9 protein-coding genes are annotated in these 13,780 nt (G+C 60.6%); 7 read left to right on the top strand and 2 right to left on the bottom strand.

The genetic code is table 11. The features are described 5' to 3' along the window. The first annotated feature begins 230 nt into the window (after positions 1–230). Genes GTU76_RS20265 through GTU76_RS20245 form a run of 5 tightly spaced genes read left to right on the top strand, consistent with a single transcriptional unit; the run spans position 231 to position 8,565 of the window. Positions 231–2,489, top strand: coding sequence for a GGDEF/EAL domain-containing response regulator (locus GTU76_RS20265; protein ID WP_180699436.1), 2,259 nt, complete (start codon positions 231–233; stop codon positions 2,487–2,489). Then, the gene (locus GTU76_RS20260; RefSeq protein ID WP_180699435.1) at positions 2,486–4,360 is read left to right on the top strand and encodes a putative bifunctional diguanylate cyclase/phosphodiesterase; all 1,875 of its coding nucleotides are present in this window, start codon (positions 2,486–2,488) and stop codon (positions 4,358–4,360) included. Before GTU76_RS20265 ends, GTU76_RS20260 begins: the two co-directional genes overlap by 4 nt. A 40-nt stretch (positions 4,361–4,400) precedes the next feature. After that, the gene (locus GTU76_RS20255; RefSeq protein WP_180699434.1) at positions 4,401–5,354 is read left to right on the top strand and encodes a cytochrome-c peroxidase; all 954 of its coding nucleotides are present in this window, start codon (positions 4,401–4,403) and stop codon (positions 5,352–5,354) included. Next, entirely contained in the window at positions 5,351–7,165 is a 1,815-nt protein-coding gene (locus GTU76_RS20250; RefSeq protein ID WP_180699433.1) for a DAHL domain-containing protein, read from the top strand. Before GTU76_RS20255 ends, GTU76_RS20250 begins: the two co-directional genes overlap by 4 nt. Next, positions 7,162–8,565, top strand: a complete 1,404-nt coding sequence (locus GTU76_RS20245; RefSeq protein WP_180699432.1) for an ATP-binding protein — start codon at positions 7,162–7,164, stop codon at positions 8,563–8,565. The genes GTU76_RS20250 and GTU76_RS20245 overlap by 4 nt, the downstream gene beginning before the upstream one ends. 7 nt (positions 8,566–8,572) lie before the next feature. Here GTU76_RS20245 and GTU76_RS20240 read toward each other — a convergent pair whose 3' ends face one another. Together GTU76_RS20240 and GTU76_RS20235 are read right to left on the bottom strand one after the other, a co-directional pair. Then, entirely contained in the window at positions 8,573–9,898 is a 1,326-nt protein-coding gene (locus GTU76_RS20240; RefSeq protein WP_180699431.1) for an APC family permease, read from the bottom strand. 341 nt (positions 9,899–10,239) lie between these two features. After that, positions 10,240–11,061: a carbon-nitrogen hydrolase family protein gene (locus GTU76_RS20235; protein ID WP_180699430.1), complete on the bottom strand. Its 822-nt coding sequence runs from the start codon at positions 11,059–11,061 to the stop codon at positions 10,240–10,242. Positions 11,062–11,187: 126 nt separating this feature from the next. Here GTU76_RS20235 and GTU76_RS20230 point away from each other — a divergent pair, with 126 nt between their 5' ends. After that, positions 11,188–11,988 (top strand): helix-turn-helix transcriptional regulator, encoded by an 801-nt coding sequence (locus GTU76_RS20230; RefSeq protein WP_175553299.1) that lies wholly within the window; start codon positions 11,188–11,190, stop codon positions 11,986–11,988. Positions 11,989–12,159: 171 nt separating this feature from the next. Further along, the gene (locus GTU76_RS20225) at positions 12,160–13,779 is read left to right on the top strand and encodes an FMN-binding glutamate synthase family protein (RefSeq protein WP_016987559.1); all 1,620 of its coding nucleotides are present in this window, start codon (positions 12,160–12,162) and stop codon (positions 13,777–13,779) included. The last annotated feature ends 1 nt before the right edge of the window (position 13,780 follow it).

The raw sequence follows: 13,780 nt of genomic DNA, 5'->3' as shown, positions 1-13,780 counted from the left end.
GAAATAACGACGCACCGAGCCAACTCTTCGCCGGTCCGCGCCTGAGTCCAAGGCTAGATGATTTTGGCCGGCCTTCACGCCGATCTTTGTCCGCGGCCGAAAGCGCAGTACCGGGGAGCCGACTATGCTCAAGACAGCGCAAGACTCCATCGGCTGATACAAACAGGCAAATGGCGAGGGAAAAGGATGCCCCGGATCACCACAGCATGCCTCCCCACGGGTGGCGCGGCATGACAGCGCCAACCGTGCACATCAATCGCCGCGTGCTGATCGTTGACGACAGCCCGGCGATCCATGGCGATTTCGCCAAGATTCTCAGCCCGGTCATCCCCGGTGATGATGGCTTGGGCGAAACCGAGAGCCTGCTGTTCGGCACCCCGTCCGCCAGGCAATCCCAGCACTTTGAACTGGATTCGGCGTTTCAGGGCCGCGAAGCCCTGGAAAAACTCGAGGCCGCGCTGGCGCAAAACCGCCCTTACGCCATGGCCTTCATCGACATGCGCATGCCGCCGGGCTGGGATGGCCTGGAGACCATTGAACGGCTGTGGCAGGTCGATCCCAAGCTGCAAGTTGCGCTGTGCACGGCCTATTCCGATTATTCCTGGGAAGACATCGACCGGCGTCTGGCACTGAACGACCGGTTACTGATTCTGAAAAAGCCCTTCGACGCCATCGAAATCCGCCAGATGGCCAGCGCCCTCACGGTCAAATGGCAGATGACCGAAGACGCCGAACTGAAGATGAACCTGCTCGAGCAAGCGGTGCAGGAACGCACCCGGGAGCTGTCGGACGCCAACGTGATCGTGCAGAACAGCCCGACCATTCTTTACCGTTTGCGCGGCGAACCCTCGTTTGCGCTGATGTACATCTCCCACAACATCACCCGTTACGGCCATGTCGCCGCCGACCTAGTGGGGTCGCCCGACTGGGCACAGGCACTGATTCATCCGGACGATCAGGCGAACGTCGATGCGGCCATGGCCCGGGTGCTGGATCGGCATGCGTCGGGCGCTTCGATCGAATTCCGCATGCGCACAGGTCAAGGCACCTGGCGCTGGGTGGAGAACCGCTACATCCCGGTGCGCGATCAGGACGGCCGTCTGCTGGAAGTCGAAGGCATCATTCTCGACATCACCGAACGTCGTCTGGCCGAAGAAAAACTGGCCTTGCTCGCGCGCTCCGACGGCCTGACAGGCCTGGCCAATCGCGCCACGTTGATCGAACGCCTGCATCAGGCGTTTGCCGCCGCACGACGGGGGGCCATGCCGTTCGCGGTGTTCTATCTGGATCTCGACCACTTCAAGCGGATCAATGACACCCTGGGCCACCCGGTGGGCGATCTGCTGCTGCAGGAAGTCGCCCGGCGCATCAAGTGCGGCGTACGGGAAAGCGACGTGGTGGCGCGCCTGGGCGGCGACGAATTTGCGATCCTGCAACTGGACGTCAGCGATCCGACCCAATCCGCCGCGATGGCTGCCAATATCCGCGACGCGCTGCTGGCGCCTTACCAACTGGCCGGCAATGCGCTGCATATTTCGGTGAGCATCGGCATCAGCAGTTACAGCGACCTCAGCCTCGATGCCGACACGCTGCTGGGACAGGCCGACATGGCGCTGTACCGCGCCAAGGAAATGGGCCGCAACCAGTACCACTTCCATTCCGAGGAAATCTCCCGGGAAGTGGCCGAACGCATGACCCTTGTCGGTGAATTGATGACCGCCCTCGAGGGCAATGATCTGATGCTGCGGTATGCGCCGGATGTCGATCTGCACAGTGGCAGGATTCTCGGCATGGAGGCACAAGTCCTCTGGCAGCATCCCCGTCGCGGCCTGCTGCCGGCCGCCGACTTCGTGCCGATCGCGGAGAAAACCGGCGCGATCATTCCGCTCGGGCGCTGGGTGCTGGATCACGCCTGCCACCAGATGCATCTGTGGCGTAACGAAGGCGTCGCGCCGCCGGTGATGGCGATCAAACTCTCGCTGGCCCAACTCAAGAGCGGCCCCGAGCTGATCTACAACGTGCTGCGCACCACCGCCCGCTGGGAACTCGCCCCCTGGGACCTGCGCTTCGATGTCACCGAGGCCACACTGGCCCAGACCAAGTGGACACACAACGACGCGTTGCCGCGCCTGCGTGAACTGGGCGTGAGCATCGCCATCGATGATTTCGGCACCGAATATTCCTCGTTCGACTACCTGAAAACCTACCGGGTCAATCACCTCAAACTGGCGCAGAGTTTTGTCAACAGTGCCGCCCACGATGTCGCCGGTGCCAATGCCCTGCGCGCGATCGTCAACTTCGCCCGGGACCTGGACATCGGCATCATCGCTGAAGGCCAGCCGTCGTCGGATCAGCCTTGCACACCACCCGCCGCGCCCCCGCTGCCGAGCGCCCGAGGCATGTATTTCAGTGCAGCGGTCAGCGCCGAACAGGCCGGGAATTTGCTCAAGGACAGTGCCCGTCTGACACTAAAGGAGGACGAGGCATGAAAACACCTTTTCCCCAGACCAACCGGCGCATCCTGATCATCGACGACACGCCGGCGATCCACGATGACTTTCGCAAGATCCTCGCCCCGCAGGTGGCGGACGCCGTCGATTTGCAGCAACTGGAACAGACATTGTTCGGTAACCAGCAGACGCCGCACCTGAGCTTCCAGCTCGACTCCGCCTATCAGGGACAGGAAGCGCTGGCACTGGTCAACCGCGCACTGGCCAGTGGCAATCCCTACGCCCTCGCCTTTATCGACATGCGCATGCCGCCCGGCTGGGATGGCCTGGAAACCATCGAGCAACTGTGGCGGGTCGACCCGAATCTGCAAATCGCCTTGTGCACGGCGTACAGCGACTACAGCTGGGAAGCGATGGCCGAACGGCTGGAGTTCGGCGATCAGTTGCTGATCCTGAAAAAACCGTTCGACAGTCTGGAAATCCGTCAGATGGCCAACGCCCTGACCTGGAAATGGCAACTGGCGCAGGACGCGGCACTGAAGATGCTCAGCCTTGAGCGGACCATCGAGGCGCGGGTGCACGAACTGCTCAAGGTCTCGCACCTGCTGCAATACGACAGCCTCACGGAACTGCCCAACAGCACCCTGCTCGGTGATCGCCTGAGCCAGGCCATGGCGGTGTGCCGCCGGCATGACAAACAACTGGTGGTAATGTTTCTCGGCCTCGATCGCTTCAAGCGTATCAACAACGCGCTGGGTCATCCGGCGGGTGACGAAATGCTCAAGCGGGTCGCCCGGCAACTGTTGTCCTGCGTACGCGATTCGGACTCGGTGTTTCGCTACGGCTCCGACGAGTTCGTAGTGATCCTCGGCGACATCAACCACCCTCAGCAAACCCACGGCATCGCGGAAAAACTCCTCGCCGCCATTCGCCTGCCGCAGATGATTGCCGGCCACGACGTCAGCGTCACCGCCAGCCTTGGCATCAGCGTCTACCCCGATGACGGCCTCGAAGCCACCGAGCTGATCAAGAAGGCCGAGACCGCGATGCGCAACGTCAAGGAACAGGGCCCCGACAGCATCGGCTTCTTCATCGAAGCCATGAACCAGCACGCCCGCGAACAGCACAGCATCGAGTCGGGCATTCGCCACGCCCTGCAGGAACATGAATTCGTCCTGCACTATCAGCCGAAAATCGACCTGCGCACGGCCGCCGTAGTGGGTGCCGAAGCACTGGTGCGCTGGCAAAAACCGGGGCATGGCTGGGTCTATCCGGCGGACTTCATCCCGGTGGCCGAGGACAGTGGCCTGATCGTGCCGTTGAGCAAATGGGTGCTGGCTGAGGCCTGTCGGCAGACCCGCACCTGGCAACTGGCCGGACTGCCGCCGATCCGCATGTCGGTCAACACCTCGCCGATCGACTTACGCCAGCGTGATTTCGTCGCCGGCATCGAACGTGTGCTGGAACAGACAGGTCTGGCCCCCGAGTGGCTGGAACTGGAAATCACCGAGGGCGTACTGATGCAAAACGTCGAGGCGACGATGACGGCGCTCAATCGCCTGAAGACGCTGGGCACGCGTCTGGCCATCGACGACTTCGGCACCGGCTATTCCAGCCTGAGCTACCTGCGGCGATTTCCTATCGACGTGCTGAAGATCGACCAATCGTTCATTCGCAACCTGTGCAACGACCGCAGCGATGCCGCGCTGGTCAGCGCGATCATCAACCTGGGCAAGAGCCTGGGCCTGGACGTCATCGCCGAGGGCATCGAAACCGCCGAACAACTGGCGTTTCTCAAGGCCCATCACTGCGAAGAAGGCCAAGGTTACTTTTTCAGCAAAGCGCTGCCGGCAGACACGTTTGCGCGTTTGCTCGCCGGTACGCACCCCACGCCCTGGACGATTGGATGAGCACTGTGAAAGCGGCCTTGAGTCAGGGAGACAATTGCCGATGAGCCTTATTCACCACACGATGACGTTGCTGCTGTGCGGACTCTGTGTCGGGGCCAGTGCCGAGCCGCTGGACGAGCCGCTGAAACCGTTGCCCGCAGTGCCGCCGCAGGATGCCCGGCACGTGGAACTCGGTCGACGGCTATTCCACGAGCAACGCTTGTCGATCAACAACACGCTGTCCTGCGCCAGCTGCCACCAACTGGACAAGAACGGTGCCGACAGCCGCGCCTTGTCCTTGGGCTTCGACGGTAAACCGGTGGCCGTCAACACACCGACCGTGTTCAACGCGGCCCTCAACTTCCGCCAGTTCTGGGATGGCCGCGTCGAAACGCTGGTGGAACAAAGCGCCGTCGTCATCACCAGCCCCCATGAAATGGGCAGCGACTGGCACACCGTGATCGAACGCATCGGCAACGACCCCGACTACCGTCGCGATTTCGCCGCTGCCTACCCGGACGGCGTGACCCAGGCCAATGTCCAGCAGGCGCTGGCCAGTTTTGAACGTACCCTGTTGACGCCCGATTCGCGCTTCGATCAATACCTGCAGGGCAATACCGACATCCTCACCCTGGAAGAAAAGTACGGTTACCAGCGCTTCAAGGAGTACGGCTGCATTGCCTGCCATCAGGGGGTGAACATCGGCGGCAATATGTTCCAGAAGTTCGGTGTGTTCGGCGATTACATTGCCGATCGCGGCAACCCGACCGTGGCCGACCAGGGCCGCTTCAACGTGACCGGTGACGAAGCGGACCGGGCCGTGTTCAAGGTGCCGAGCCTGCGCAACGTCGCGATCACCGCGCCGTACTTTCACGACGGTTCGGCACCCACCCTCGAACGCGCCGTGGATGTGATGTTCCAGTACCAGTTGGGTCGCATGCCAAGCGCTGAGGACAAGCGGCTGATCATGCTGTTTCTTACAACCCTGACCGGCCAACGGGAAGACAAGCCATGATCAACATCTCGCGGCGACGCAGCCTGCTGTTGCTGACCCTGGTCGCCCTGGCGCTGGCGTCGATCCTGCTGTTCCTGTACATCAAATCCAGCTCCGACCAAACCATGACCTACACCGAATCGCGGGATCTGATCCGGCAGATCAAACAGCAGAACTCGCTGTGGGAAAACGAGCTCCTCAAGGCGCGAGTGGCGCTCACCCACAACTACGATCCGCTGGTATCACCGATGAACGAGATGAACCGGCTCTGGGCGCGCTTCGACGCGATCGAGTCCGGGCATGGGCGCAACAACTCGGCGCAATGGAACGAGGCTCACGAAAGTTTCCTGCAGGCGATGCAGGAAAAGACCCGTCTGGTCGAGCAGTTCAAATCGCACAACGCGCTGTTGCGCAACTCTCTGGCCTTTTTGCCCACCGCTGAAGACGACATCCAACAGCAACTGGCCAGCCTGTCGGACTTCGATAAATTGCAGCTGCAAAACATCACCACCGACACCTACGACCTGCTGCTCAGCGCCCTCGAATTCGCCCAGGTCACCTCCGAGGACCGGGCCGCCGACATCGAGGTCGGCCTGAACAAGCTGAAGGTCAACGCGCAACGCCTGCCACCGGTGTTTCAGACCCCGATCAAAATCATGAGCAGCCATATCTCACTGATTGCGCGCGAGCAGCCAGTGGTCAATCAGTTGCTCGAAAGCATCGAAGGCATTCCCGTGGCCGACAGCCTCGACAACATCACCACCATGCTCGATCGCGATCAGCAGCGCGCCGATGAGGTCGACCGGCAGTACCACTTCTACCTGCTGCTGTTTTCGGTGCTGCTGATGTTGTCGCTGGTGTGGCTGGCCATCCGTTTGATCGGCAGTTTCGCCGAGATCAACCGGGTCAATAACGCCCTGCAAACGGCCAACGATGCGCTGGAACAAAGAGTCGAAGAACGCACCCGGGAACTGCGGGACGCCCAGAGCGAACTGCTCGACGCGGCACGTCAGGCGGGCATGGCGGAAATCGCCACCAATGTGCTGCACAACGTTGGCAACGTGCTCAACAGCGTAAACATCTCCAGCGACCTGATCACGCGCAAGCTGCGCAGCAGCAAGGCCCAGGGGCTGGGCAAGGCCATGCAACTGTTCAACGAACACCCGGATGACCTCGGCGGGTTCCTCAGCGAAGACGCCAAAGGCAAATTGCTCCCCGGCTACCTCAACCAACTGGTGGTCGCGATTGCCCAGGAACAGCAGGAAATGCTCGACGAGTTGCACCAGATGAATAAAAGCGTCGACCACATCAAGGACATCGTCGCCACCCAGCAATCCTATGCCGGCGCCAATAGCATGACCGAACCGCTTTTCATCAACGAACTGCTCGAAGACGCGTTGCGCATGAACGCCGGCGCCCTGACCCGGCACCACGTCACGGTGGTCCGGGAATACGCCGACGTGCCGCAGGTGATGGGCGACAAACACCGGTTGCTGCTGATCCTGATCAACCTGATCAGCAACGCCAAATACGCCATGTCCGACCTCAGCAACCGCCCCCGGACCATGACCCTGGCGGTCAAAATTGTCGATGACAATTTCCTTGAAATCAGCGTCAAGGATGACGGCGAAGGCATCGCCCCGGAAAACATGACGCGGATCTTTGCCCACGGTTTCACCACCCGCAAGGAAGGCCACGGCTTCGGTCTGCACAGCTGCGCCCTGGCGGCCATCGAGATGAGCGGCCACCTCACGGCGCACAGCGACGGCCCCGGCCAAGGTGCGTTGTTCACCTTGCAGATCCCCCTGATCAGCGTCACGGAGAACGCATGAGCGAGCTGTCGAACCGCCGCATTCTGCTGATCGACGACATGCCGTCGATCCATGAAGACTTTCGCAAGATTCTCGCGCCACCGGCGGCGCAGTCGGTGGAACTGGACGAGATGGAAGCGGCACTGTTTGGCGCTCAGCTGCGCGCCGAACGTCCGCCGTTCGAGCTGGACTCGGCCTACGGCGGCGAGGAAGGTCTGGGCAAGCTGGTCCGGGCCTTGGCGGAACAACGCCCCTACGCGCTGGCCTTTGTCGACATGCGCATGCCCGACGGCTGGGACGGCGCGAAAACCATCGAACATCTGTGGCAGCAGGATCCGCAGTTGCAAGTGGTGGTCTGTACTGCCTATTCGGATTATTCCTGGGATGAACTGTTGGAGCGTCTGCAGGCGCATGACCGCTTGCTGATTCTGAAAAAGCCGTTCGACAACATCGAAGTGCAGCAGATGGCCAACACCCTGCTGACCAAGTGGCAGATGACCGAACGCGCGTCATTGCAGATGCATCACCTGGAACATCTGGTCGATCAACGCACCGCCCAGTTCAAGCAGGCCAGTGAAGAACTGCAACGGGAAATCGATGAGCGCAAGCAACTGGAAAGTCAGTTGGTGCAGTCGGAAAAACTTGCGTCACTGGGGCAAATGGCGGCGGGCGTGGCCCATGAGATCAATAACCCGATCGGCTTTATCTCTTCCAATCTCGGCACCCTCGACGGCTATTTCAAACAATTGCTCAGCGTACTCGATGCCTGGCAGACGCTTGGGCCCACGCCAGCCCCCGAGTCCGTGGCACAGCTTGAGCAATTGCGCAAAGACGCCGAGCTGGATTTTCTCCTCGAAGACATCCCGGTGCTGATCCGCGAATCCAAGGAAGGCATTGGCCGCGTCGGGCAGATCGTCAAGGACCTGAAAGACTTCTCCCGGGTCGATAGCCATCAGCAATGGCAGTGGGCCAATCTGCAACAAGGCATCGAGTCGACCCTGAACATCGTCGCCAGCGAACTCAAGTACAAGGCCGACCTGATCAAGGAGTATCAGCCCCTGCCGGACATCGAATGCCTGCCGTCGCAGATCAATCAGGTGATCATGAACCTGGTGGTCAATGCGGCGCAGGCCATGGGCCCCGAACGCGGCACCATCACCTTGCGCACCGGGCAACAACAAGACACAGCCTGGGTGGAAGTCGCCGACACCGGCGCGGGGATTGCGCCGGATATCCTGCAGAAAATCTTCGATCCGTTTTTCACCACCAAACCGATCGGCCAAGGCACTGGGCTTGGCCTGTCCCTGTCGTACGGCATTGTGAAAAAGCACGGTGGCGATATTTCGGTACGCAGCGAACCGGGGGTAGGCACGACCTTTCGCGTCGAGTTACCGATGCGTCAGAGCCGGCCCGCTGCGTGAAGGCGCCTCAGGTCGCTTCCTGGAAATCCATTTCCGGCGGCTGCCGACGGAAGCCACCGGTGAGCACCGCCAGGTACACCACGCCGATCGCCAGCCAGCTCAAGCCCAGATAAATCGCCAGATGATCGAGGCTGACCATCAGCCACAAATCCGCGACCAGACCAATAAATGGAAAGACCAGAAACAGCACCAGTTCACGCAGGCCTTTTTTCTCGCCGCCGATCCAGTAATGGAAGATCACCGAGAGGTTGACCAGACTGAATGCCAGGAACGCGCCGAAGTTGATGAACGACGTTGAAGTGGTGACATCGAGTTTCAGCGCCAGCAATGCCACCACGGCGCAGAGCAGGATGCTGTTGACCGGTGTGCCGAAGCGCGCGTGCAGCGTGCCGAAAAACGACTTTGGCAGAACGCCGTCACGGCCCATGGCGAACAGCAGTCGCGAGCCACTGGCCTGTGCCGACAGCCCCGAAGCGAACTGGCCGACAATCAGACCGATGAGGAAGATCGAGACGAACAGATCACCGCCGATGTTGCGGGCGATTTCATAAGCCGCCGAATCGACGCTGTCGAACTGGAACGACGGGTGCGCGATCTGCACAAAATAGGAAACGCCGACGAAGATCAGCCCGCCGATCAAGGTGATCAACATGATCGCCCGCGGGATGGTGCGGCGTGGGTCGCGGGTTTCTTCGGTCAAGGTACTGACCGCATCGAAGCCGAGAAACGAATAGCAGGCAATCGCCGCGCCGCTCATGATCAGCGGCATCTGCATGTCGCCGTTGAAGAACGGTTTGATCGACCACAACGGCGTGCCCGCATCGCCACCGATGTAGTGCACGCACAGCGCGACGAAAGCGATCAGCACCAGAAACTGCACCAGCATCAGCAAGGCGTTGATGCCGTTGGCCAGTTTCAGACCGATGATGTTGATTGCGCTGGTGATGCCGATAAACGCCAGCACCCAGATCCATTGCGGGATCGACGGGAACGCCGAGGCCAGATAAGCCGCGCCGATCAGCCAGATCGCCATCGGTAGAAACAGGTAATCGAGCAACACCGCCCAACCGGCGATGAAACCGAGCTTGGGGCTGATCGCCTTGCGCACGTAGCTGTAGGCGGAACCGGCGACCGGGAATGCGGCGGCCATGCGCCCGTAGCTCATCGCGGTGAAGAACATTGCGATCAGTGCCGCCAGATACGCGGCGGGGACCATGCCGGCGGTGGATTGGGCGAGGATGCCGAAGGTGCCGAGGACAATGATCGGCGTCATGTAGGCGATGCCGAACAGCACCACCGACCCTAATGAAAGGGTGCGTTGCAAACGAGCCATGGGCGACTTACTCCGAATGTTATTGGATTTATGGCAGAGCCGGGTTCGGCGAATGTTTTCGGCTTGGTTTTGTTGTTCTGGTGTGGCTTGAGTTTTTTGTTCGGCTTGAAATCTTTTCCCCCTCACCCCAGCCCTCTCCCCCAAGGGGGAGAGGGGAAAGGGAGCAGATCTCCATGGCTTTCAAATCCTGAGTTCGACTTGAATTCGCAGTTCCAAATCCTGAGTTCGATTCGCAGTTCCAAATCCTGAGTGCGACTCGGTATTTCAGGTCGGCGAACCTCGGACAATCAACTCGGTCAGTCCCCTCTCCCTCCGGGAGAGGGCTAGGGTGAGGGCAGCGGTCAACGGCATGGAATCAACAATTCACGAACACCATCGCCGTGCTCCACCACCTCCCCCGGCAACTTCAAGCGCTGATCATCCAGATAGCGGTAATCCCTGCGCGCAATCTCCAACCGCGCGAAATCCAGCTCAACGCAGAACGTCCCTTCTTCGCGTCCGGCCTCGAACAGCAGCGTCCCCAGTGGATCCACCAGCGCACTGCCACCGGCAAACATCAAGCCGTCATCCCCCGCCTCCACACGATTGACCATCAACGCAAACGCCTGATTCTCCTGCGCGCGGGCCATGATCGCGGTGCGGTGAGTCGGCGCGTACGGATCCATGTTGCCGTTGGTCACGATGAGCAGTTCCACACCCAGTTGCGCCAGGGCGCGGGCCGACTCCGGGAATTCAATGTCGTAGCAGATCAATAAACCAACGCGCACACCGTTCCACTCGCAGGTGGCGTAGCGGTCGCCGGCCTCGAACACGCCGCGATCCGACGCCCACAAATGCGTCTTGCGGTATTTCAGGGCGATGCCTGCCGGGGTGATCAGCAGCGTGGTGTTGTAGAAGCGCCCGTTGTCGTTCTCGGCCATACCGATCACCACGGCAATGTTGCGTTCGCGCGCGGCGGCCAGCACGGCGCTGACGGTCGGGCCGTCGACGGATTCGGCGGTGTGCGCGACGGTTTCGGCCGTCGGAAAGCCCATCAGGTGGGTTTCCGGGAACACGATCAGTTGCGTGTCGGCAGCGCACGCGGCAATCGCTGCAAGTGCGCGTTCGAGGTTATATGCCGTGGCATTGTCACGGCCCGCCAGTTGGGCGAGTTCGACTTTCATGGGGATTCCCTTGTTATGAGCATCGGGCGCTGAAAGATTGCCCGGTGGCTGTCTGTGGGCCAGTATGCGCAGCAAGCGAGCGGCCAGGGAATCACGCGGCCGGGGTAACCCGATAGGGGTAGATCGATGACACTTTCGTTTGACGACATCACCTGGCACCGCGCCGTCGGGCAATTGATCGACGCGCTGGACAAGCCGAACTTCTGGGCGCAAATGGTGCGTTTGCTCGACCAGTACGTACCGTTCGATAGCTGGGTGGTGCTGCTGTTCAGCGCCGATCAACACCCGCAAGTCTTCGCCGAATGCCCCGGCGAAGACGGCAGCCCTGACCCGTTGTTTCAGGATTATCTGCGCGGCCTGTACCTGCTCGACCCGTTCTACATCGCCTGTCGCGAGCAAACGCGCACCGGTCTGTATCGCTTGTCCGAGGTCGCGCCGGAGCATTTCGAGCTGACCGAGTATTACCAGCGATACTTTCGTCTGAATGTCGTGGCCGACGAAATCCAGTTCAATTGTCAGCTCGAAGGTGACCGCACGCTGTGTCTGTCATTGGGCAGTGAAAAACGTTTCACTGGCGAACATATCGCTCTGCTGTCATTGATCCAGCCTTGGGTGCTGGGCCTGCTGCGCCAACGACTACCCTATGAAATCAACGAAACCGTGGCCCTCGCCGCCGCCCCCGCACAAGCCGATTGGCGCGTGCAACTGGAGGCGTCGGTGCAACAACTCAAGGGCGCACAACTAACGGCCCGGGAGCTGGATGTAGGGCGTTTGATGCTCAGCGGTTGCTCCAGCAAAGAAATCGCCCGTAAGCTGGAAATCTCCGTAGAAACCGTGAAAGTCCATAAGAAACACATGTACAGCAAGCTGGGAATCAAATCCCAGTCCGAGCTGTTTTCGATTTTTCTTCAGGCACAAAACGCCTGATCGTTTGGTGAAGTGGCTTTTTGTGGGAGTGAGCCTGCTCGCGATGGCGTCGGGTCAGTCAAATCATTTGTAGCTGATATACCGCTATCGCGAGCAGGCTCACTCCTACAGGGGAATGTGTTTATCCCTGAATCTTCGCTGATTATTCCGAGTCCGAACCAAGGAAACCGTATGAGCCTGTCACTCCTGAGCCGCTACGCCTTCTTTGCCGTCTGCGTGATTTTCACCCTCGCCAGCCTGCCTTTCCTCGAACATGACTGGTTGTGGCCGATCACCGCCGTCACCGGCGTATTGAGCCTGATCGGTCTGTTCGACCTGCTGCAGAGCCCGCACGCGGTGCGCCGCAATTACCCGATCCTCGGCAACATCCGCTATCTGGTCGAAGGCATCCGCCCGGAGATCCGCCAGTACCTGCTGGAATCCGACAGCGACGCCCTGCCCTTCTCCCGCGCGCAACGTTCGCTGGTCTATTCGCGAGCGAAAAACGAAACCGCCGACAAACCGTTCGGCACACTGATCGATGTCTATCAATCGGGTTTCGAATTTATCGGCCACTCGATGCGCCCGGCCCCCCTGAGCGACCCGAGCAGTTTCCGCGTCACCGTCGGCGGCCCGCAGTGCAGTCAGCCGTACTCGGCCTCGGTGTTCAACATCTCGGCGATGAGCTTCGGCTCGCTCAGCGCCAATGCCATTCGCGCACTCAACCAAGGCGCGAAACTCGGCAACTTCGCCCACGACACCGGTGAAGGCAGCATCAGCCCGTATCACCGCGAACACGGCGGCGACCTGACCTGGGAGCTGGGCAGTGGCTACTTCGGTTGCCGCACCAGCGATGGCCGTTTCGACCCGGAACGCTTCGCTGTCCAGGCACAGAACCCGCAAGTGCGGATGATCGAAATCAAGATGAGCCAAGGCGCCAAACCCGGCCACGGCGGGATCCTGCCCAAGCACAAAGTCACCAGGGAAATCGCCGAAACCCGCGGCATCCTGATGGGTGAAGACTGCGTGTCACCGTCGCGCCACAGCGCGTTTTCCACGCCGCTGGAAATGATGCATTTCATTCAGCAACTGCGTGAACTGTCTGGCGGCAAACCGGTGGGTTTCAAGTTCTGCCTCGGCCACCCGTGGGAGTTCATGGGCATCGCCAAAGCCATGCTGGAAACCGGCATTCTTCCGGACTTCATTGTCGTCGATGGCAAGGAAGGCGGCACCGGCGCTGCACCGGTCGAGTTCACCGATCACATCGGTGTGCCGATGCGCGAAGGCCTATTGTTCGTGCACAACACGTTGGTGGGTCTGAACCTGCGCGACAAGATCAAACTCGGCGCCAGCGGCAAGATTGTCAGCGCCTTCGACATCGCCAGCGTGCTGGCCATCGGCGCCGACTGGGCCAACTCGGCACGCGGCTTCATGTTCGCCATCGGCTGCATCCAGTCGCAAAGCTGCCACACCAACAAATGCCCGACCGGCGTGGCGACTCAGGACGCCCTGCGTCAGCGCGCACTGGTGGTGCCGGACAAGGCGCAACGCGTATTCAACTTCCACCGCAATACCCTCAAGGCGTTGGCGGAAATGCTCGCGGCGGCCGGGCTTGAACATCCATCACAACTGTCGGCCAAGCATCTGGTGCGGCGCATGTCGGCGACCGAGATCAAACTGTTCTCGCAGTTGCATGTGTTCCTGAAACCGGGGGAATTGCTCACCGGGGAAGTGAACGGCGAGTTCTATTCGCGGATGTGGCAGATGGCGCGGGCGGACAGTTTTGAGCCGCAGGAAGTCGCGGCGGCCTGAC

The organism is Pseudomonas crudilactis, assembly GCF_013433315.1.
GTDB lineage: Bacteria > Pseudomonadota > Gammaproteobacteria > Pseudomonadales > Pseudomonadaceae > Aquipseudomonas > Aquipseudomonas crudilactis.
Note: the sequence above shows the minus strand (reverse complement) of the source record. Positions and strands in the feature narration are given on the sequence as shown.